The organism is Thalassospira sp. ABL2_045 (genome assembly GCF_056161285.1).
On record NZ_JBSWYV010000005.1, the window covers coordinates 219,893 to 241,097 of the forward strand.

Consider the following 21,205-nt stretch of genomic DNA (forward strand, 5'->3'; position numbering starts at 1 on the left):
TAACACCGTTTGATAGATTCCCCGCTTCGCTCTGTTCGCTGTGCCTTACCAAACACAGGAAAAACAAACACAATGGACCAGGATAAATGTAACACGCTTTAGATCGCGTCCTTGATACATTCAGAAAGCAGATCAGCAATATCAACGGCCCCGTTCGACCAAGACAAGCTGGCAAGTCTGGCCCGCAATCGCTCTCGCACGTCCTGCGACATCATCTCACCAATCACGGCATGAAAATCAGTTATCTCCATATCAGCTTGCAATGCCAGGCCCTGATCTACAGCGTATCTGGCACGTCCGACCTGATCATCAAGCCGGGTAAATTTGTTAGCTATAAAAATTGCAGGAACCTGAGACAATAGTAACTCGTGAAAGGAATTGTATCCCGCGGCACTAATGACAAAATCGAAAGCACGCAGACACGGGCTTAGGGGATAGCGCCTGAGGATGCGAACATCCGTGCGAGGCAAAGGTGGCCGATCAGCAATCGGCCACTGCGCAACAAAAATTTCGACACCGTCATGCTGCTGCAATGCACCAATCAGCCTGTCGAGCAGCATTTCCGTATCTCGTAAATTACCCGCGCCAACCTGAATCAGAACTTTCAAGCCACCATCATTGATCGAAAGCTTTTGCCGGGCCTCGCTTCTTGTCAGGAAGTCTTTCGCCCCGACAATAGAAACCGGACTGACCTGCTTGTAGCAGCGCGGCCAGTCGAATGTTTCCACGGCCAAGGATGACGGGCCTTGATCATAATCCGCCGCAGCTTCGCCCGGTTCAATAACATAAGTAGCAAAAGACTGCGCTTTCAAAGACGATGACGGAACAGTCTTTTTGAAGAAACCGCGCCGAAGCCAAATCAAGGGTATGCGCATCGACGACATCGCTTGGGCAACCGCATCATAGAGAACATTGCCGTCATACAGGATCGCCTTCGGCTGGTGAAAGCGGATAATCGCCTCCATTTCGGACGCAGCTACCTGATGCCAGTCCTTTGGCACCAAACCTAAATATTCATTTGAAGACATATGCTCGCAATGATAACCGGCATCCTGCACCATCCGCACACCGGCCGAAAATACGGCAAAGACCGGTTTTATATCCTGCTGACAGGCATTGGCCACTGCAATCAGTCTAGTAATATGACCCAAACCGATGCCATTAGTGCTAACAAACAACACAGTATTTTCGCTGCGGCACATCTGTTGCGCACGGAAATGCCCCCCTGCCAAGCCCACCATTTCTAACAGCGTTTTCAGATTGCGGGCATAGGACTTCGCACCACTGGCGAGTGCAATCGCCTGACGACGCTTTCTTTGTTCCCGGCGCAACGCTTTTGGATCGCATGCGTACCGCTGCAAAAGATTGAGACAATCTTGCGCGTTCAGATCATCTGTACTATCCGACCACCCGGTTTCGACATCTTCAAGAAAACAAATCACGCCAGAGGCATCGCACTGCGCGCGCAACAAACCGTATATATCGGCAGCAGTCACAAACAATACATCTAAAAGGCCAAGAAATCCGCCATATGATAAGGGGAAAGATCGATACACCGTCCAACGTGCGGGAATGATGACATCCACCTCCCTGAGCCGATATTCTGGGTCCCAAATCCGCAGAATGACGTCAGACATTTCCGAAAGATTTCGGAGCATGCTGGTCATTGCCTCGGAAAGCCCCCGCTCAAGATCGATTCCGATCTGAAGTGTGTTCGCCGTCGGCTTTACCACTTCAGAATCCCCAAGTGGGAATCGCCAAATATCAGGGTAAAGAACCGAATCTTCGAGATGATCTTTGAGATGTCGAAAGCTTCTTGCTGATGCAGCAACGATGACAAGTTTCGACGTCACAGCCTTAAGGTCGGAACACAGAATATCAAATAACCGAAGATCTTTATCAGGCAGATCTTCGACCCAGATGATCACGCATTTACCACGAAGGTGATCAAGCATCTCTGCCTGTCGACCTTCTGGCATGCCGTACCCAAGTGAAAAGGAGTTGAGCAAAACAGCAGCATCAATCCATAGAGCTGCTGTCGTGGCATCGTCAACGGATTTACCGATATCGTAGACAATACCAGAGCCATCAAATCCGCGACATAGTTGTGAACGCGCCGCCGCACAGCCTACGATCGTAATCTGGGACTCTTTCCTTGAGCGCGAACCAAACATTATGTGTCAAAATTTATGAAGCGTCCGCGCCATTATCCGGATCATTTCCTGGTGTAACAATCGCCCCATCAGGCAAACCTCCGCCGAGACCATCAATGATAGGTTGAGCGACACTCTCTCCGGTCGGGGCCCCGGCGGCACTGTCAGCCTGGGCGACACGCACTTCGGGTTGAATTTCCTTGGCAACACGCACTTCGTCATGGGCCTCGATCACATCATCGAGAAGACTGGATAATTGTTCATCTTGCAACCTTTGCTCAGCATTAGAGGAAGACGAAACAACAGCTTCAGTGTCCACCTCAACAGCTTGCGCAGACTTAGCGGCAAAAAATCCCCCCGAAAACAAGGCGAAAGAACTGACCGACGCAATGAATTTGTATAGTGGACCCATTACCTACCTTTAATTCTTTTCTCAAAACTTGCTAATTTTTAAATGGTGATCGGGTATGACACAAGCAATATTGACAATCAAGAGTGTAAAATACAATCGAAAGCATCGACCAACCGAGCTTAAAACTGAAAATAAATGAAATGAGGGCTTTGAACCGGATAGGCTAAAAAAATCAAGGCAACAGCCATCCCGCAAAGCAACCAGAACAAAGGGGCGGGAACCGGTGGGATACGCTGACTTACGCGAAGTGTCCCCATAACGTGATCCGCGACCAAAGGAACCAGAAACAGACAGATGCTCCCCACGCCCAAGAGCGGCTCCCCTCCATCAACGTGATCTGCCCCGCCAACTCTTGTCCAGAAAACCATCAAACTATCCAAGTCTGAAAGACGAAACCCAGACCACAAAACCAAAACGCAAAGCTGCGTGAAGGCAAAAGACATGATACGCGGCACGGCGCGGCTTATCTTTTGCGCCAGAACAAATTTATGCGCAATCAGCAACAAGCCATGACCACATCCCCATAAGACAAATCCAACAGCCGCCCCGTGCCACAATCCGGCAAGCACCATGGTCAACATCAGGTTGCGACTATATACAGCAAATCCCGATCCCCGCCCTCCGAGCGGAATGAACAGATAATCACGGAACCATTGCGACAGGGAAATGTGCCAGCGATGCCAAAAATCCGTTGGATTTGCCGCACTGTATGGAAACTTAAAATTGCGAGGTAAATGAAAGCCAAGCAAGTACGCAACACCAATGGCAATCGTTGAATATCCGGCAAAGTCAAAATAGATCTTAACGTGAAAACCCACCAGCGCACCGATCAAGGACATTCGATCATAATTTGAGATATCGTCGAATACGGGGTCAATAAATGGCGTCAGATTATCTGCAATCAGAATTTTATAGACCAACCCCAACAGAACAAGCCGCATCCCCCAGTAAAACGATCTTTTTGAAAAATGGCGGAAACACCCCAACTGAGGAAAGAACTGGGCGGCGCGAACAATCGGGCCGGCCACAAGCTGGGGAAAGAAAGCAATATAGAGCATAACCCTTATTACAGACCGATCCGCGCCAATCCTCCCCGACGAAACATCCACGACATAGCTAATAGATTGAAAAACATAAAAACTGATGCCGACTGGCAGAATAACATTCTGTAGCAAAATGTCATGATGCACACCGAATGCGACGAGAAGCGGCATCAATCCTGCAATAAAGAAGTTGTAGTATTTAAACACTCCCAAAACGGCGAGCATACCAGTGATGGCCACCCATAATATAGCCTTCTTGTCCGCTGGCACCGCAACAAGAAGTAACGCCGCCCCGTATGCCAACAAACTGACCGCAATGATTAATCCGAGAAAATGCCAGTCCCACCAGCCATAAAACAGGTAACTTGCCGACAATAGCCAGATATGACGCAAGTTGTGCGACCGAAGTCCCCAATGAACAGCCCAGACAATGACAAAAAAGAAGACAAAGGACCAAGAATTGAAGATCACGACACCACCTTGTCTTTGATAAGGCGATAGGCAAACCAGACCGAAAACAGTTCCGCACCTTTGTCAAGTAAGTGCGTGTAATCGTACCACATATCGACCGATCCATAGTCGAGAAAGACATCGGGCAGGTTGGCATTCAAGCAATATGAATCTGCCTTCCATGCACAAAACTGGCGCGTATATCCGCGAAAGTTCGGCAAACTGTTCGGCAGTGCATAATAGCCCGTCAACCGCCCTCCGGCTGCCTCTATACGGGACTTCACATCTGAAAAATAAACATCCAGCCAGGGATTGGATTCTGATAAACTGGGTGCGGTCTCGTCATATGGTGTCGGCGTTGCAAGCCGTTGCCTTAGCTTTGCTAGATCGACCGAGGCCTTAGGCATGGCAAGCGGCCTGAAAGCAGATCTGGGCCGGGCAGAAGCATGCACGATCATGTTCTGTTTTTGCGCCAGTCCAAAATTGACCTTTCCTGCCAGATAATGTTTGACGATTTCCGCCACCGCATTCAGGCCTGTCGGATATGTCTTCCATTGGGCGGCAAATCTATCATCATAAAAAACAGCCAGAAACGCCCAGCGCAAAGTAGAATCCGTAATCTGGTTGATGGCTCTTGAGGACATGGGGTTCTTAAGCCCATACAACGGAAAAGCATCCCATTGAGGATGGATCTCGAACATGATTTTTTCCGGCATACGACCAAGCGCCTTTTGAGCATCTTCAAGCAGTATCCATTGCTCCAGACGTGAGGCCCCGCCTGCAGCGCGCGTCATAAGTCGCGTATGAATGTTCTCAGCAGCCCAGATTTTGTTGACGATCTCAGGATTGATGCCATTTCGGGTATAGCTTGATCCGATCAACATCATTACAGGAGCTTTATTTGCGCCTTCCGGCACATACCATTTTTGCCGTACAATTGCGGAACTTCGTTCCAAATCCATTCGGTTGAAGACGGCATTGGTACAAACGACAACCAGAACGCCCCCCAACAGTACCGCAAGCAGATTAGCCAAACCGACACGATATTCGCCTTTTGGGATCTGCGACATATGCACGAGGCTCAAAGCGAGCACTGCAAATAGCAACCAAATGAAGTCGCCGGACAACGCATCCGCAATCTCACCAAACATGTTCAAGTCTCACTGCCTTCGTCATACCGTTGCACGCAGGCATTGCCCAACATACCTGCCGCACCAGACGGACAATAATTGTCAATATTCTTGACAGCGCCATTTTCAAGTCGAACAGTCTGGTCTGCAATTTCAAGCATATGATTATTATGCGTGATGATCAGGATCGTTACCTGTCCTTTCTGAGTCTGCAGATAATTGAGAATTTGATGTTGATTGTTGAGATCCAGCGCATTTGTCACCTCATCCAAAATCAGAAGTTGCGGCTTGCGCACCAGCATACAGGCCAACATTAGCCGTTGGCGTTCACCGCCAGACAGGTTCCGTCCATTTTCCCCCACCAGATACTCAAGGGGCTCAGGATGTTGACACAAAAAATCCATCGCCCCTGCATGTTTCAAGGCATCGTGCATCTCACGCAGACTGCAGCCTGGGGCATGCCAACGCAAATTGTCTGCCACCGAACCGTCGAGCATAAAGTTTTCCTGGGGCATATAGGAAATGGATGCACACCATGCCTGCCGGCTCAAGTCCTTGATGTCCGTGCCGTCTATCGTGATCGTTCCCTGTGATACTGGCAGCAGACCGGCGACAAGCGAGCTCAAACTTGTTTTTCCGGCCCCTGACGGGCCTGTTATCGCCGTTATTTTTTGCGCAGGGATTGTCAAATTTATATCTGTCAGAATATCATGATCCGGCGTGTTTAAATGGTGCATAAACACGCCTTTTAACGCGATCTCAGTCTCTAACTTGATCTTTTCAACAGGCTTTTGGTCTTGATAAGGCTCTGATGATATTCTGGTTTTGTGCGCGGCTTTGGTCCCAGAATATTTTGAATGTTCTGATAATTGCGGCACAAGTTCACGTTCCAGAGACATCAGATACTGACAGGACGGCCAGATGTGTAAAATCGCATGAAGATTTTTCTCGATCCCGGACCAGACCGGCAGTAAGCGACTAAGAATCATCACCATTATCAGCAGTGTGGCAAAGTCCAGGTTGAAAACCTCAATCCCAAGCCACAAAAATACAACCAGCCCAATCATGCTAAGCCATTGCAACAGGAAGTTACTGCTTGCCATCATTCTCTGGTGGGTTTGCCGCGCTTCGAAAGTTAGGCCTTGCCGATAGATAAATTCGGTCGTCAGTTGCGCTTCTATCCCATTGGCCTTGGCATATGCCAGGCCATCCAGATACTGCGTCATCACATGGCTTGTCTTCCGTCCATGCCCCAGAACATCCCGCCCTGTTTGCAAGCTCCGGTGTCTTGTGCCCGCCGTAATGGCAAAAATTGCTCCTGCCATGACAATCACCAAGCATGTCAATTGCCAAGACAGTTGAAAGGCAAAGACCATATAAACCAGCATCAAGATCACAGAAGATACAAAACGCAGAGCGTCAGCCAGACCATTGGAAAGACGCTGTACCTCAATGGTTAGGGAATGGATAAAATCACTACGGCGTCTGGCGGCCAAAAAATACCATTCACCGTCAATCAGCGTGTTCCAGATGCGCTGAAACAAATACCGACCAAAATCCAGGCGCAATTTCGATACTTGAAGCGAACGATGATATACGATCATCAAACGAACGGAGATAATACCGGCAAACAGCAGCAAGATGACACTCAGCTTAGTCGGGATCGCCAGAAAATCCACATATTCTGCCAAGTGTAAAAGCCTTGATCCCGCAATGCTGTCTCCTAGACCCAACAAACCCAGCATTGGCAAAATCAACATCAAACCAATGCCTTCGGTAAGTGCACCGCAAAGCGAAAGAACAAACACCCCAGCTATTGTTTTTCGGGCATATCTCAGAAAACCCGTAAATGTTCCCTCCATGGTGTCCCTCACTTCAAACTCACCTTCCCATGGCCGATTGCCGATGGAAAACTTCCTGAAATGGCCACTATGACTGCCTTAACTTGCAGACCTGATCGTCTCCGACGATAACAACAGCCTCAGATTCTTTGTGGCAAAATGTCTCCAACTCAGGTGACCTGTTGTGCTTTGTGACAATCAAGTCTGTCACCCCATAGCGGTCTAGCAATACTCTTCGCAACGGATCATCCGTTTCAGGATCGAGTATGATGCGCAGGTCTTTCTTGCGTTGTGACCTGTCTTTAATAAAGTAATGCCCCCGCTTGGGGATCATCACCTTACCTATGAAAGCTGCCAGACTGAATGCCGTCGTGAGGTCTGTTGCGACGATCGATTCTTCTGAAAGATGCTCTGCGAGCGCCTTATTGCGCCTGACAACCGGACTTTCACTGGCGTCACGATCAAAACTGATAACAACGCTTTGCATATATTGGCGATAAGTCTTGCTGACTTTCTGGCTGCCAAACACAACAAGCACCAAGGAAACCAAAACAATACCGAAAAAACGCACAACAGCGTTCTGAACTCTGATGGCCTCAACAAACACCGCGACCAGACACAGATGGGCGGCAACCAGTGCAAAAAAAAGATACCGATGCCCCAAGGCGATCGGCAAGACAGCATTGATCATCAACAATCCAATGAAAACACCTGCCATCATAACGATGGCGCGATAACGGGGTAGAAATTTCCAGACAACTGGCAGAAATAGAAAACCAACCAGACCCACACCAGCTCTGAGCACAAGTTGGTCCGTGTCATAAAAATACTTTGTGCGGCCCGTGCTGTTCAATCTGGCGATCCTGTCAAGTTCAGGAAAAGATTCAGCTTTCAGCCAGTTTGCTTGCAAGGCAAGATCATTGGAAAACAGGACCCCTCCGAGGGAGTACCAAGGCCAAAGCAAAGCAAGGGCGAAAGCAACCGCCGCCCAACAAACAATCTTTCTTTTATTTCGGGGATTGGTGGATTTCTCAAAGAACAGCAATGAAAGACCAAAAACACCGGCAAAAATGGCGGTAAGGAGGTGGCTTAAGATTATGACAAAAACCAAGCCACAAAAAGCGGCTCCCTGAAGATTGGAAAGTTCTTGCGGCTGACGGATCAAGCGCAGGGCAAACCCGAACAGAATAAAGCTGAGGCCAAATACTCCGATTGAAGGGTAAGGCGCGACCAATATTAGGCTGCGCAAGCCATAAGCGTTGGACCACCCCCAACCTATCCCCCAAAAGGTCAACATTACGATCAGGGTAATAACCGGTGCCCAAACGGATCGATAATATGCCAAAGCAAACCAACGCAACCCGACAAGCAAAAGGATAAAGTGGACAATGCCGATCCATCCGATCATCTGCAAAGGCGGCAAGCCCGTAGCAGCAACAATGATGGCATAGCATAAGTATAGCGGCGAATATCGCGGGGACCCGACATCTACATTCACTTGCGGATGAGACGGATGGAGAATGTTTTGCGACCAGGCTTTGAGAACTGCCACATGTTCCCAGATGTCTGAACCCGCCCCATAGGTAACCAACTGCCCCCACAAACCATCATAGCAAACCCATGATAAGGTCAGTAACGCCAGAATAGAAAACGCCATATGGGCAAGAGAGTCCGGGGCACGCACTTCAATTTTCAACGGCATCCCCTTGTTTGAAACTGAAGATCACTTACGATGACCTGCTGCGCAAAATCGCATTCCCCGAAAGATACCCTCGCGCACATGACTGTTATCATCCACCTTCTGGCACACTGTTTTGGAACACAGTATGCCATCCAAATTAGCCAACTTTGATATCAGTCTCGTGCCGCAAAAAACACCTTAAATTCTATGCAGTGTCCATCTTTTGCCAAACGAATATACTACTCACTGCCCAAACCTGTGGATTTGTGAAATTGTCGACATTACCTCCTTTTATCAGCACCAAAAATCGGTTCAGCGAACTGCATCTTCTTTTGGAACTTTGCACCCCACCTTCCGAACTGCCCCGCCCGGAAATACATTTGGACACTATGTCGACATGGGACTGGAAACGGTTTGTTGTGATGGCAAATCGCCACGGCTATCTGTCTCCGCTTTGCCATCAGCTCGCGTCATATCCGTCCTCGCCAATTCCGCCAAATGTCCAAAGCAAAATCACCAAATCTTACAAACAGCAGTCCATGCGTGCAATGAAGCTTCTTCGCACATTGCACAATGTCAGCGATATATTTGATCAACACTGCATCCGCTTTTTAACCCTCAAAGGGCCAGCACTTTCGCAACAGCTTCATGGCAGCAGCATCTACCGCCGAAGCCTTGATTTGGATTTTCTGATTTCTCAGGAGGATGCGACGAAAGTTGATAAGATACTAAGGATGAAAGGATTTATACGCCTGCATCCCAAGGCTGATTTATCGAATTTACAGCAAAAAATTTTCATGGCCCGCGACAATGTCGCTTGCTATGAGTTTGCTTCTACCCGGATTGAAATTCACTGGCGTCTTTTTGAAAACCCGAACTATCTTGATATTGCCTTCGATGAGTTGTGGCACAAACGCACGGTCATTGCGTTAACAGGAAAAGCCCTTCCAACACTGGGGCATTCAGACAACCTGCTTTATCTTCTCGCACATGGTGCAAAACACTTCTGGATATATTTGAAATGGATGGACGATATCGTCGCATTTAGCAAAATCATTCCATCCGATGACTATAACGAGGCAGTTCGTCTTGCTCGCAAATATGGCCTTTCTGATGTGATGTTTAGCAGTCTGGACTTTATCCGTACGTTTTATGGAAAAGAGTTGAAAATTGGCACACCGCCTTCGGCGCCAAGATCAAAACGATATAGACGGCTGATTTCTGCATTTCGTCGTTCTTTTTGCGAGTCAAGCCAATTAGGCAAAGAGGTTTCTCCAAGATGGGCCCGAACCTTGATTTTCGTGCGACAATTCCATTTGAAATCAACCTTTTCATATCGCATGCGCCTCACATTGCGCTGGCTGATCAATTTTGAAGACCTTTACGAGTTACAATTGCCATCCGCACTTTTCCCCTTGTATATTTTGCTCCGCCCCGTTTTTTGGCTCAAGCGGTTTATAAAAGGAAAAACAACAGGCTAGCAGAAAAGGCGGAAAATGGGCAATCTGATCTGCCAATTCCCGCCTCAAACCTGCCAACACACTCCAAAAAATTCCGGTCGGGGGATATCTGTCAATCAGAGGAAGGTTCTAACTCTTTTCAACGCTCAAAACATCGTTCTTGATCAAACCATCGAGTAGGGTTTCGACATCGCGCCGGGCCTGTTCTTCAGATACCTCGAACTCGGAGACGACAGCTGCAACCACGTCTTTGAACATCGCTGGTTTCTCCAGCGCTTCCCAAACCACCGTCGCTGTATCGTTCAAGCTCATATACTGACCGGTTTCCACCTGCATCATCAATGTTTCCTCGCCCGAACGTGCTGCGATCCAACTGTCAGTACGCTTGATCAAATTGTTTTCATACTTATCCATTGTTTTACTCCGCTAAATGTCCGTATTGAGCGGGACATAGCCCAACTGCACCATCATCTTTGCATGTTGGCATTCAATGTCTCTGATTTGTGCTTTGGTCAACTCGTCGCGCCAACCATCAACCAGACCTCTTCTGAAGAAAGTAGGATTCGGGGCCTCACGAAAACCGGATTTTTTCTCTTGTGCCTGAAGCGTCTCGAAGCGGGATGCTTCCACTGCCCGACAGATTTGTTCTTCTGAACACTGACAATCAAGAAATTCCAATAACTTACGAAGCACGGAAACGGTATCTGACATCATATCTTCATAGCGGATCAAATGTACCGGCAAATCAGTTTGTTCCAACCAACTTGCGACATGTCCACTCCAGTCAGAATAAATAATCGGCAAGTGTCGCCGTTGATAATCCTTGAAATCGCGATGAACCATCTCGCTGTTCGCCATATCGGCGATAGCTTCATCAAGATCGACATTTATGTGATGCGCGTAAGACGGTGCAACGCCTCTTGGGTCACGCACGATATAGATGGCCCCTTTTGCCGCCCGCGCCCTACCCAATAGCGGTGTGCCATCGCTCAGGTAGCGATAGGCGTCGTGAACCTTGGCAAACTGTGGGAACTCTCCGTCACCGGGGGGATGGCCGACGCTATGGGGGGCTGCATGATGGTCTAACTGAGCAAATTCAACATGCACTTTTGGGCGCAAGTCTTCGATCTGGTGCACATCAAGTAATCCACTGCTAAGCAAAGTAGAATTGTCAAAATGACGCCGATCTGTAGAGGTCAGAATTGCGCTAAGGTCGTTTACGGTAAAGGTTTCAGGCGTTGGACGAGAAAGATTATCAAGCAAGATACGAAGCCACGTATTTCCTGACTTAGGATAGGAGGCAAGCCAGTATAGATTTTTCATATCGCGTCTTCACCCTGCCATTGCGCATCCATTTGTGCAGCGACGGTATCAAATACCGCAACATCACGCTCACACGTTAATGTGTAAACTTCTGATTTCGCTGACATGTACGCAGCCATTGAAAAAAACCTCGGCATTAGATCCATTGCATAAAGCAGGCGTGGCCGGAGGGCATTCATGATGAAATGATGACATGCTTTGATCGCGTCCAGCCGTTCGATGCCGGCTGTTCGAGGTGGTCTGTGTTCTATCAGGAAGTAAGTGGCACCAATCGCAGCCGATTCTCGAGAAGCCGGCAATGACGACACCAGATACTTGTGCTTACAGGATCGGAGCACTGTATGATCGGCAGGATCAAAGCCCTTCTTTTCTAACGCTCGCCCCCACAATCTGATCATCGGGCCTTCCGGCAACAGGTAGGGCCCGCCCGCCTCCAAACTGATCGAGGCACAGGTATCGGCCAAGACGGGATAGCCACGTCGGGCTAAGCTATCGGCCAAAATCGATTTACCTGTACCCGATCCACCGCACAGGAGGACAGCCTTACCGTTCACAAGTACAGCAGAGGCCCTGAGTGCCACAATCTTGCGCTGATGCAGCAGTATCGGCAAAGCAACATCGAAAAGAAAGAGCCCCACGTCCCGATCCTCCACTTTCGCCACGGCTTCATAAACGATCCTGTTTCCCGCTTCTATAAGGTAAGCTCCCACCCTTGGGACATGAATAATGAACGTGTCCTCACTCATTTCCCAATTGGGCCCTCTATGGATGCAGTTGCCTGCAATCTGGCCAGGGACTTTTCCCCGTTCAATCATAACATCACGCACGACTTCTGGATGTTCATCGGTCCAATAATCGTTAAGAGCAAGATCACTACCGATCTTCAAACCGTATGTTTCGTAAAAATACTGCATCATTTTCCGAGAGTCGTGAAACGGTGGTTTTCACTAGCGTTGAAGTCGCCCGCAACCATCAAAAGATCAGGGTCTTCATCAAACACTGTCAAAGCCTCGTCATGTGACAGTGCAGACATCATAAAGGTCGAAGCCATACGATATCTTTGCATCCAGATCTCATCACTTTCCCCAGTCGCAAGTATACGATGCGGAGCTGCACAGCCCATCATGATCGTATCGAACCCGGCGAGGCCGTAATAGGGAACGCCAACTTTGCGGATTGCCTCTAGCGCCCAGGGAGAACGCATAGACAACGGCGCCCCCTCACGGAACAAATCCATCAATGGCTTGATGCCGGAAATGTCTGCTTCGTTGCGCATCACATCCCAAAACGGCGTCTGTTTCTTGTTATTGATCTGATAATGGGCAGCGATGAACCATTTCAGTTTGTCCCAATCGTCCGCCGCCTGACCATTCATCAACTGCTCGGTCGACCGGTCATGTTTTGTTCGCGGCAATTCATCAACCAGCAAAATTACCTGCCGCGCAATTTGTAACAATGCACTGGCTTCAAGCGGCTCAGAAAAGCCATAGGAGTTGCCAATCGCAATCACATTACCGACATAGCAGCGTTCGTGTCGGCCATTTCGGAATGAAACGGTATTAAGGAACTCAACCTCGCCGAACCGTTCGACGACTTCGGCTTTTGCCTCTTCGACAGAAATAAAATCGCTGCTGTGAACGTATCCGCAATGGTCATTGTGGCGCGTTGGAACCATCCAGCTCCAGCCAGCATTCATGGTGATTGCACTCGTATATGGCTTTATGTCCCCACCATGCTCTCTTTGAAATGCAATTGCGCGGTTGCTAAACAGCGATTTTTCAAATCCGATGAAGGGCACCTCCAACTCTTTATTCAGCAAGGTGGATCGAAAGCCGCTGCAATCGACAAACAAGTCATAGCTTAACTTCCGGCCATCATCGGTCTGAAGGGCGACAATTTCATCCCTCTGCGGATGCTTATCGGCAGAAACGATAACCGCATCCACCATCTCAATTCCGGCGGTGAGGGCTTCTTGCTCAAGATAAGTGACCAATAGCGCATTGTCCAAATGATAGGCAAAGCGATACCGGTCCATTTGCGAAGCCACCTTGCCATTGGGCCCCAGCCATAGCGGCAACTTATGATGCTCCATTAAAATCGCCTGACTGGTCGCCCCATTTGGACTACCGGTTAAGCGCATGGAACCGATCAAACCGATGTCATTCACGTCCCAGTCAAATGGCGCATTAAAATAGTAGTTCCCCGGCTTACCCCAATCATAGCGCACGCCTTGTTTGATCGTTGGACGAACATTCTTTAGCAAATCGCCCACACCCAGCCCAATGTAATTGTGCAAAAAGCTTACAACCATTGGGACCGTAGACTCACCAACACCTATGATCGGTATTTTCTTTGATTGGATGATAGAAACATTCAGATATGGCCGTCGCTTTTTGAGCGCCAAAGCCGTCAACAAACCGGAAGTCCCGCCGCCGAGCACGCCGATATCCAATATTTCCCGTCCTTCAGGACCATCATTGTTATTTTGATGCCGACAAATATACTCAGCGCTTTCTCTCATTGGCAGACAACCTGCTGTCTTGGATATCCGATATGCATATATTTTAGATATCCATATTTTTCGTTTTGTCGCCTTGGAACCAGGCAGAGTAATTTAAGCGTTTCCAACCGGTTGCTGCAGGTGTCATCGGCTCGACTGCATGGTTGAAGTTTTTGTTTGAATCAAAAATTACGACGCGATTAAACAAGGGATCAATATTTTGAATGTCATTGTTCTCGTCTTTATACTGCAATCGACCACCAAAGCCAGGTTGCCAATCTTCATGCAAATACAACACCATACACAAGACGCGCCCTTTCAATGAATCGTTGTGCCATCGCAAGAAATGTTCGTGATCCAGACGTTTTAAATTGATCGCATTTGTATGTTGCACATCGCGCCCCGTGAGCAGACGCAGCCATGAATGAAACGCTTCAGACTGAATTTGAGCCCGCATTTTGACATCTTCAAGTGCCGACGGTGCCATTTCCTTACCTGAAACGGGTTTGCGGTACATAAACTCGTGAATAAACCGATCCTCATCACGTGAATCGTAAAATTCTTCTTTTTCTACGAATGATTTATCGCCATGACGGCGAAACATTTCTTCGCACTGCCCCTCCCCGAGTAACAATTTGCGAATGGACCTCAATGCATTTGGCTGAACAAAATCATCAAGGACCAAAAATTTCTGAGGTCTACGGTGAAATTCATGTTGATGCATTTCAATTACATCTTGTCGTGAATATTTTGGATTTATCCAATGCAATTTTTTCTGCAAATCACCAGCTTGGACACTCATTAAAAACCCTTACTAAAATAAATTTTGATCTCGTGGAAAATACCCACCTCACCTCACGCCAGCAACGTTAAAATCCGCAGTTTCTGATCGAAATGATTTCATTAAATTGAATGTGCAACCAATAGAGTAAGTCGCATTTAATCTGCACCATTGCTTCGGGGAGAAAATAACCAAACAGCCCACAACCACGCTGTAGAAGCAATCGGTATTGGGCAAGAATTCTTGCTCCACCTTTTTCCCACCAACACTCAGTTAAGCGCGCTGTAGTAAAGGCAGCTAGATGACAACAAGGGGTAAAACAGCTCAGAGTTTACTGCCATAGCTGTTAGCAATGAGACACGACCGCGAAACGGCCGCGCTGGAATTCATCATCCGGCAAAGAGACCGGTAAAACCTCATGCATTGCCCAACTGGGAAAGATCGCCAACATGTTGGGTTGAAAATCATAGAGCGTGAACTTATCCAGCGCCTGTTTGGTTTCGTAGTCTGTGTCAAACACAGCAAGCTGACCGCCCTTAAACATTCGCGGCAGCTGATGCATATGGTATACGATGGATATAGTACGATCATGGAATCCATGATCCTGGTGCGGCAAGAAATACGCGCCATGTCGGCACAGACTAAACTTCTTTGATGGCGGTCGTGCCGTTGGCCAACCAATCCCTAATTTCGGAACCGTCTTCTCCAACAATGGCATCAGGTGGGTTAAATAAAGGTCCTCAGATTCCCTCGAAAGTTGCTTGCGATATGAATATCTGAATTTACGGTCGCAAGTTGCCATACCGTTAATCACGACCTTGTCTTCGATATATTCTTCTTCTGATCGTGTTGCCTCGGCAAACAACATTTCGTAAACCTTCTGCGGAAAAGCATCTGGAATAACTGCCACCGGCACAGAAACAGCCTCGTCAGGCAACTTAAGGTCTGTCACATCCCCGCGCAGGGCAGCGCACATGTAATGTGTCTTTGGGCATGATGGGTCCAACGCAGCTGCGCGGTCCAAGACTTCGATCGCCTCGCCTAATTCCCCCTGCGCCCGCAATACATCGGCGAGATCCCGTAACAGTTTTGGCGTTTCGCCCTGCGCGTTTAGTTGCGCCCGCACGCGCTTCTCCAGTGCGTGGTACAACCCAGCATGTAAAGTGACGGATGCCGAAAACCCTTCTCCTTTAATAAACTCAGTTTCCATTCCGCCCCCTTTCCGAATTGACAATCGCAGACAAGGCCGCATAGCTCTGCGCGACACCGTCTGACACCGTAACAGCACGCTCAATCTGTGTCGCGTTTGTCTGCTTAAATTCAGTATCTTGCTGAAAATGCCCGGCCTCTGGCCGCTTCGCATCGAACTGCATAATCTGCGCAATTGCGACGCGAACCTCATCGGTAAGCCCTAATCCAAAGTGATGAAACAGGCGGCCCATGACGTCCGCCTTCAGGTTTTTATAGTCAACCAAGCATCTCCGATCCGCCGGAGCCGCAATCGCTTGAGTGAAAAACGCATTCACCACTTCTGCCGCAAATCGAACAGGATCTTCCTGATCATCCACCAAATGCGCAGCATGCTGTGTGACCGCATGTGGATTTTTCGACCACCCCGCTGGCGAAAGCCGATGGGACACCATGATTTCCAAGGGATCACGATAGATAAAGCACCAGTTCACCCCCGCAAAACGCTCTATGATCGGCTTTATCAGCAAGCTGGTCCAAGAACTGAAACGTATCACAATTTTCTTGTTCCGGAAGTGCGGACTGGGACGCAGCAGGTCGAGACAGGCCCGCAATATTGGAAACTCCATATTTCCGTCCTCCAGATCCATCAAAAGGGCTTTTGAAATAAACCCATGCTCCGAATAACTCAAACTGTCCGGCGCTTGATCCAAGATTTGACTAACCAAGGTGGAACCACAACGCGATGCATGAAAGATAAAACGTAAATCCTGATCGGCCACCGGCTCTGTAATGACATCTTTCAACGCAATCAGGCTTCGTTTGATCGGTCGCTGTCGTGCCCGCCGCACCTCCGCCTGCGTGTTCACGCGACAGGGGATCGGGTCTGGCCGCATCCAGCCAAACACCACCACTTTCCCGTCGAGACGTTTGAGGTTGATTGGCCAAAAGAAGTCCTGCGCAGCACTCACAGCTCAAGCCTTTTGATTTTATGACACGTCACGTCGCAGCACCGACGATATCGATAAGTTTGCGATATTTTTCTGTCGTTCGGGCAAAGGTGGTCGGGCGATAAATCTCGAAAACACTATTCTTCCGCAGCAAATTGGCAACCGCATTCAACGCAAACTGATGGCCCAGGAAGTGCTTCGCTGATTTCGGCTGATACAGGTTTTTCTGTATTTCAATCATGCTTGCCAGCTTGTCGAGAGGTTGACAGCGGAAATCCCCTTCATCTTCCGGGGTGATCAGATAAAACCGGTTCCCTTCGGTCACATCAATATCGCCTATGGTTTCAATAACATCATGAAATTTATCCCGACGATAGCTGTCTTGTAATAAGCCTTCCGGTGATGTGCCGATAAAGTCCAAACTATCGGACCAAAGCTTCACTCTGGGGATGCCTTCCTTGAGAATCACCTGGCCATTCTCGGTGACGCAAAAGACACATAAATCATCGCAGATCGTCTCAAAACCATACGTCTGCAAGTAGGCAACCATGGTCGACTTTCCGACGCCAGATGGCCCCACAAAGAAGGCAACCTTATCACCAACCAGTGTGGCACTCGCATGCACCACCAACATCTGTTTTAAATACAACACCACAGACATGACCGTGCCCAGCAACATCGTGCGTACACGGCTCATTTCAACGCCTGACTTTAAATCCATCAACACATGTCGACCGCCGATGACCTGAAACTCGCCGAGCCGTGGCCAAGAGATATGCACCACATCGTCATGGTGCCAAATGTATTTCTTCACACGTTTCGCATCATCTGGCATGTCATAAAGGCTGGAAATCGAAATCTCGACATCTGGCTCTCGCCCGCCATCATAAACCGTCAGCTCAGGCAGATATATGTCGCTCTTGATCACCAGGTCAAAAACGATATATCTCGGATTTTCACATGATAAACTGCCCGTGATGGACATCAACACACCCTCGATCGACTTCGGGTCCTGCCCCTAATAATTTGATGGGATCATTTGGCGAATAAAGCGAGCGGTCCCGACACCTCGCATTAATGACTGCTTATACAATTGAATAATCTCCTTGGATTCCCATCTATCTTCGGGCCAATCTTCGACCAATCGCTTCAAACTCTCAAGGTCCACATACCGCCCGACGTCGGGATGTCGCGCTAATATTTCCAACTCTTCGCGTAAACTCGCACGTGAATCGGTCAGCCCTTCATACCAGTTCGCCGACTGACCACCTCTTGGCGTATCAGGGTGAAAACAGTGCTCGGGCAGCAAATCTTCCGCGATTAGCCGCAAGAAGAACTTTGTCTGCCCATTACGCAAAAACCATTCTTCAGACAGCCCAAGCGTGAACTCCACCAAACGCTGATCTTCAGTTGGATCACGATGTTCGATTCCCGTTTCCGCATAATCGGCATAACGATCAAGCCCCAACGACAGTCGACCAAACCCCGCCAACCGCCTGTCATTACCGAAGATAGAGGGCTGCATGCGAGGCAGCAGCGCACGCTGCGACAGCCGGTTGCTTCGCACCATATCCTTAAAAAATTCAGGCGTGATAACAGATCTCTTTGCTTTGTTTGCATTGCCAAGGACCTTGGCGGCGATTTCCCACGCTCCGCACGGAGTGTGCGGAGCAAAGCTGTGATAGGCGATTGCCTTCCAGGATATCTTCTGCCGCCGCCACAGCAAACAGGCCTCGCGGAGCCAACTCGGAACAGCCAGGGAATTCAACATTTCCGAGAGACGGGCGAGCCCACTATAGCTGATCGTCAGATTCCCTATGCCCCCCGTCAGCATCACTTCCGAACGATTACGCCGGGCTGCATTGTCTAATTCGGTCAACCAAACATTATTGGCAGGCGCCCGATGCGGTTGCTGCAATGCCTGAGCAGATCTGTCCATATAAGAAAAAGGATTCTGCCGTCCAATCCGGATCACATGGTGCCGCATATTGTCATGTCGCGCAGCCAAGATAGCTGCTTTTTCCGACTCATCCCATAGCCGACTGGCTGACTTCGCACGAAAGCCTTCGTGCGGCGTTGCCGTATACGCATCAACACTTCGCCCCTGTTCAGACAACAATACTGCAGCAGCGGCTGCAACAGCTCCGCTATCGCATCCTGAGCTTAATTGAGCCGCAATCGGTTTCGCCGAACGCAGACAGGACTCAACAGCAGAAAAGAACAGTTCTCGCCCTTGTGCCTTCAAAGCTGTTGCACTGTCTGGCTGGACAGAACCCCGTTCGGGCATACACCACCATTTCCGACAGTTGATGTTGCCTTTTTCGGCAATGAGAAAATGACCAGGCTCAAGTTCGTCGATAAATTCAAAACAGCTTCCAGTCGGGACCGCCGCCATTAAACGATGCGCAATCCAGGTCTCCGATAGTGTTTGAGGCACATCAGGCAAGGCAAGCAATCCGGCAGGCATGCTCGCAACAGCAATAAAACGTTCCGAACGATAGAAATAAAGCGGTGCCCGGCCCAGCGCATCTCGACCGCACAACAAGCGCTGCTGTTCGGAATCCCAAATAATGAAACCATACTGCCCTGGAATACGTGCGGGTGCCTCTTCTTCCCATTTTTCCAATGCCACCAGCAGCAAGTCCGAATCTGATAAGCGCGCAGCCGCCTTCGTGTCCAGACCAAGCCCGGCGATCACACCTGCTCTGTCATCCAAGCGTGCTGCAGCCACACCGTACCATTTTCCTGCGCGCAAGCAGACAGGCTGTTTCTCGAACAAATCTTCCGGCAAAGTACAGGACTGCAATTTTGCAACTGAAACCGTCCCGTCTGACCAAACCTGACGACGTTTTGGACCATACCGGCCCAGACTTGATGCCATCCGAAGGCATTCGTCTTTTGCATTTCGGTCATCAAACCTCAAAACGCATGCAATTGCACCGGTCATTTGCAGTCCTGATTTTTATTGTGGAGCCTTGCTATGCTTTAATTGATTGATGGTTTGATCCGTCGAATTACTCCTAGGGTTCAAACGCATTCACATGATCGATCCGGCACCTGATATGAGAGAAAAAGCTAGGAAAAAACCACAGAGCGGGGTGATCCCCGATCAAGGGATTTGACGCAGAGGCTTTCTCTCATAGCAGGTGTCCTTCGGATCACCCGGATTTGCACGGGCTATTTTGTCACCAAACCTTGAAAGATGTATATCTTCCTGCGATTTTGCTCCGCATATTCGCACAAATCCGGGAGACCGGAGCGATTATGTGAATGAGTTTGGACCCTAACTGTTTGAAACACAGATTTCAATACTGCGACATTCATCATTTAATGATTGATGCGCCAAAACATGCTTTGATATACAGATAAAATCGACGCGATATTTTATTATATTTTGTTTACTGTTAAAAACTTTATGGAGGCTAAAATATGGATCAAGTCAACCAAAACAACCAAAAGGCTGACCTGAAAACCCCTGCTGCTTCGGTCAAGCGTCGGGCATATTCAGCCCCTTCCTTTACGCTGGTCAGCCTGTCGGGTTCAAAACCGCACGCCAACGCCGGGGACGGAGCTACCACTGACGGATCGAACTATTCTTGATCTCTTCGGCACGGCAATGCGACAGGCATTCAGAGACTGCTGAATGTTGATGATCTGGCGTCACGATGGCCATACGCCCAGCCCATGCTTGGCAAAACGTAGAATTGCGGTCCACGTACCGGACGCCTTCCTTGTACTCAACCCAGTCAAATCTTAGTATGCTGTCCGCTATGTCTGGCTTTCATATAAGTAAATAGAAGGGTCAGAAAGTGCGGTGGAGTGTTACAAAGCGCAAACTTTGCTATCTGATTAAAATGGATGGGCGACGCAGATTTCTAATGCTGGAGGCTGCCGGCTGGCTGATCGTCACATGGCTGGTTATTGCGGCCTTACCATATTCGTGGATCGTTCCGCGCCACGGAGTTTGCAGGTCTGCGGCAGAAGGAGTTGCGCGTGATCTCTCGGTAAGACTGATAGCCGAACAACAGCTTACCGTACAGGAAATCAGATGGGCCATTGGCGCGGCCGTACAACATTTACCGATCAAAACCCTTTGCCTCCACCAGGCCATGGTAGGCCAGCGCATGCTGCGATGGCGCAAAATTCCATCTGTTCTATTCTATGGTCTAAAGCGAGACTGTCCAGTTTCAGAGTTTGAAACGCATGCATGGCTTGTTGCAGGTCAGTGTCCGGTCACCGGCTATCCGCAGGCGGCAAGCTTTGATGCGTTTGCGAGTTTTTGGTGACACGCAG

Annotated in this window: 17 protein-coding genes; 2 read left to right on the forward strand and 15 right to left on the reverse strand. The window is 48.9% G+C overall.

Annotated elements, in window-relative coordinates:
• Positions 1 to 98 precede the first annotated feature (98 nt).
• From ACXAIA_RS10125 to ACXAIA_RS10150, 6 genes are all read right to left on the reverse strand, one after another.
• Positions 99 to 2,174, reverse strand: a complete 2,076-nt coding sequence (locus ACXAIA_RS10125; protein ID WP_475349215.1) for a glycosyltransferase — start codon at positions 2,172 to 2,174, stop codon at positions 99 to 101.
• A 13-nt stretch (positions 2,175 to 2,187) separates the two neighbouring features.
• The gene (locus ACXAIA_RS10130; protein ID WP_475349216.1) at positions 2,188 to 2,565 is read right to left on the reverse strand and encodes a hypothetical protein; all 378 of its coding nucleotides are present in this window, start codon (positions 2,563 to 2,565) and stop codon (positions 2,188 to 2,190) included.
• 119 nt (positions 2,566 to 2,684) lie between these two features.
• Positions 2,685 to 4,079: an MBOAT family O-acyltransferase gene (locus tag ACXAIA_RS10135; RefSeq protein WP_475349217.1), complete on the reverse strand. Its 1,395-nt coding sequence runs from the start codon at positions 4,077 to 4,079 to the stop codon at positions 2,685 to 2,687.
• The gene (locus ACXAIA_RS10140) at positions 4,076 to 5,209 is read right to left on the reverse strand and encodes a hypothetical protein (protein ID WP_475349218.1); all 1,134 of its coding nucleotides are present in this window, start codon (positions 5,207 to 5,209) and stop codon (positions 4,076 to 4,078) included. Before ACXAIA_RS10140 ends, ACXAIA_RS10135 begins: the two co-directional genes overlap by 4 nt.
• A gap of 2 nt (positions 5,210 to 5,211) precedes the next feature.
• Entirely contained in the window at positions 5,212 to 7,050 is a 1,839-nt protein-coding gene (locus ACXAIA_RS10145) for an ATP-binding cassette domain-containing protein (RefSeq protein WP_475349219.1), read from the reverse strand.
• A gap of 67 nt (positions 7,051 to 7,117) precedes the next feature.
• Positions 7,118 to 8,725 (reverse strand): hypothetical protein, encoded by a 1,608-nt coding sequence (locus tag ACXAIA_RS10150; RefSeq protein WP_475349220.1) that lies wholly within the window; start codon positions 8,723 to 8,725, stop codon positions 7,118 to 7,120.
• A gap of 257 nt (positions 8,726 to 8,982) precedes the next feature.
• Here ACXAIA_RS10150 and ACXAIA_RS10155 point away from each other — a divergent pair, with 257 nt between their 5' ends.
• Complete coding sequence (locus ACXAIA_RS10155; RefSeq protein ID WP_475349221.1) at positions 8,983 to 10,191, forward strand: nucleotidyltransferase domain-containing protein; 1,209 nt, start codon at positions 8,983 to 8,985, stop codon at positions 10,189 to 10,191.
• A 108-nt stretch (positions 10,192 to 10,299) separates the two neighbouring features.
• On the opposite strand, the gene ACXAIA_RS10160 is transcribed toward ACXAIA_RS10155, so the two are convergent.
• The 9 genes from ACXAIA_RS10160 to ACXAIA_RS10200 all read right to left on the reverse strand — a co-directional run bounded on the left by ACXAIA_RS10160 (position 10,300) and on the right by ACXAIA_RS10200 (position 19,859).
• The gene (locus ACXAIA_RS10160; protein ID WP_475349222.1) at positions 10,300 to 10,584 is read right to left on the reverse strand and encodes a PqqD family protein; all 285 of its coding nucleotides are present in this window, start codon (positions 10,582 to 10,584) and stop codon (positions 10,300 to 10,302) included.
• 12 nt (positions 10,585 to 10,596) lie between these two features.
• Positions 10,597 to 11,493 (reverse strand): sulfotransferase domain-containing protein, encoded by an 897-nt coding sequence (locus ACXAIA_RS10165; protein ID WP_475349223.1) that lies wholly within the window; start codon positions 11,491 to 11,493, stop codon positions 10,597 to 10,599.
• Positions 11,490 to 12,410: a nucleoside/nucleotide kinase family protein gene (locus tag ACXAIA_RS10170; protein ID WP_475349224.1), complete on the reverse strand. Its 921-nt coding sequence runs from the start codon at positions 12,408 to 12,410 to the stop codon at positions 11,490 to 11,492. Before ACXAIA_RS10170 ends, ACXAIA_RS10165 begins: the two co-directional genes overlap by 4 nt.
• On the reverse strand, positions 12,407 to 14,014 hold the full coding sequence (locus ACXAIA_RS10175; protein WP_475349225.1) for a tryptophan 7-halogenase: 1,608 nt from the start codon (positions 14,012 to 14,014) through the stop codon (positions 12,407 to 12,409). Before ACXAIA_RS10175 ends, ACXAIA_RS10170 begins: the two co-directional genes overlap by 4 nt.
• 43 nt (positions 14,015 to 14,057) lie before the next feature.
• Positions 14,058 to 14,795 carry a 2OG-Fe(II) oxygenase gene (locus ACXAIA_RS10180; RefSeq protein ID WP_475349226.1) on the reverse strand — a complete coding sequence of 246 codons (738 nt, stop codon included), beginning with the start codon at positions 14,793 to 14,795 and terminating at the stop codon, positions 14,058 to 14,060.
• 325 nt (positions 14,796 to 15,120) lie between these two features.
• Entirely contained in the window at positions 15,121 to 15,984 is an 864-nt protein-coding gene (locus ACXAIA_RS10185; protein ID WP_475349227.1) for a 2OG-Fe(II) oxygenase, read from the reverse strand.
• On the reverse strand, positions 15,974 to 16,933 hold the full coding sequence (locus tag ACXAIA_RS10190; RefSeq protein ID WP_475349228.1) for a hypothetical protein: 960 nt from the start codon (positions 16,931 to 16,933) through the stop codon (positions 15,974 to 15,976). The genes ACXAIA_RS10185 and ACXAIA_RS10190 overlap by 11 nt, the downstream gene beginning before the upstream one ends.
• A gap of 28 nt (positions 16,934 to 16,961) precedes the next feature.
• Positions 16,962 to 17,897: a hypothetical protein gene (locus ACXAIA_RS10195; RefSeq protein WP_475349229.1), complete on the reverse strand. Its 936-nt coding sequence runs from the start codon at positions 17,895 to 17,897 to the stop codon at positions 16,962 to 16,964.
• Positions 17,898 to 17,930: 33 nt separating this feature from the next.
• The gene (locus ACXAIA_RS10200; protein ID WP_475349230.1) at positions 17,931 to 19,859 is read right to left on the reverse strand and encodes an asparagine synthase-related protein; all 1,929 of its coding nucleotides are present in this window, start codon (positions 19,857 to 19,859) and stop codon (positions 17,931 to 17,933) included.
• Positions 19,860 to 20,790: 931 nt separating this feature from the next.
• Between ACXAIA_RS10200 and ACXAIA_RS10205 the strand changes: the two genes are divergently transcribed.
• Positions 20,791 to 21,198 carry a lasso peptide biosynthesis B2 protein gene (locus ACXAIA_RS10205; RefSeq protein ID WP_475349231.1) on the forward strand — a complete coding sequence of 136 codons (408 nt, stop codon included), beginning with the start codon at positions 20,791 to 20,793 and terminating at the stop codon, positions 21,196 to 21,198.
• Positions 21,199 to 21,205 lie beyond the last annotated feature (7 nt).

Bases quoted from the DNA above. Each gene is read 5' to 3' on its own strand.
- ACXAIA_RS10180 (WP_475349226.1), bottom strand. From the start codon at position 14,795: ATGAGTGTCCAAGCTGGTGATTTGCAGAAAAAATTGCATTGGATAAAT.
- ACXAIA_RS10205 (WP_475349231.1), top strand. From the start codon at position 20,791: ATGCTGGAGGCTGCCGGCTGGCTGATCGTCACATGGCTGGTTATTGCG.
- ACXAIA_RS10195 (WP_475349229.1), bottom strand. From the start codon at position 17,897: ATGTCCATCACGGGCAGTTTATCATGTGAAAATCCGAGATATATCGTT.
- ACXAIA_RS10140 (WP_475349218.1), bottom strand. From the start codon at position 5,209: ATGTTTGGTGAGATTGCGGATGCGTTGTCCGGCGACTTCATTTGGTTG.
- ACXAIA_RS10130 (WP_475349216.1), bottom strand. From the start codon at position 2,565: ATGGGTCCACTATACAAATTCATTGCGTCGGTCAGTTCTTTCGCCTTG.
- ACXAIA_RS10200 (WP_475349230.1), bottom strand. From the start codon at position 19,859: ATGACCGGTGCAATTGCATGCGTTTTGAGGTTTGATGACCGAAATGCA.
- ACXAIA_RS10125 (WP_475349215.1), bottom strand. From the start codon at position 2,174: ATGTTTGGTTCGCGCTCAAGGAAAGAGTCCCAGATTACGATCGTAGGC.
- ACXAIA_RS10145 (WP_475349219.1), bottom strand. From the start codon at position 7,050: ATGGAGGGAACATTTACGGGTTTTCTGAGATATGCCCGAAAAACAATA.
- ACXAIA_RS10175 (WP_475349225.1), bottom strand. From the start codon at position 14,014: ATGAGAGAAAGCGCTGAGTATATTTGTCGGCATCAAAATAACAATGAT.
- ACXAIA_RS10185 (WP_475349227.1), bottom strand. From the start codon at position 15,984: ATGGAAACTGAGTTTATTAAAGGAGAAGGGTTTTCGGCATCCGTCACT.
- ACXAIA_RS10170 (WP_475349224.1), bottom strand. From the start codon at position 12,410: ATGATGCAGTATTTTTACGAAACATACGGTTTGAAGATCGGTAGTGAT.
- ACXAIA_RS10165 (WP_475349223.1), bottom strand. From the start codon at position 11,493: ATGAAAAATCTATACTGGCTTGCCTCCTATCCTAAGTCAGGAAATACG.
- ACXAIA_RS10160 (WP_475349222.1), bottom strand. From the start codon at position 10,584: ATGGATAAGTATGAAAACAATTTGATCAAGCGTACTGACAGTTGGATC.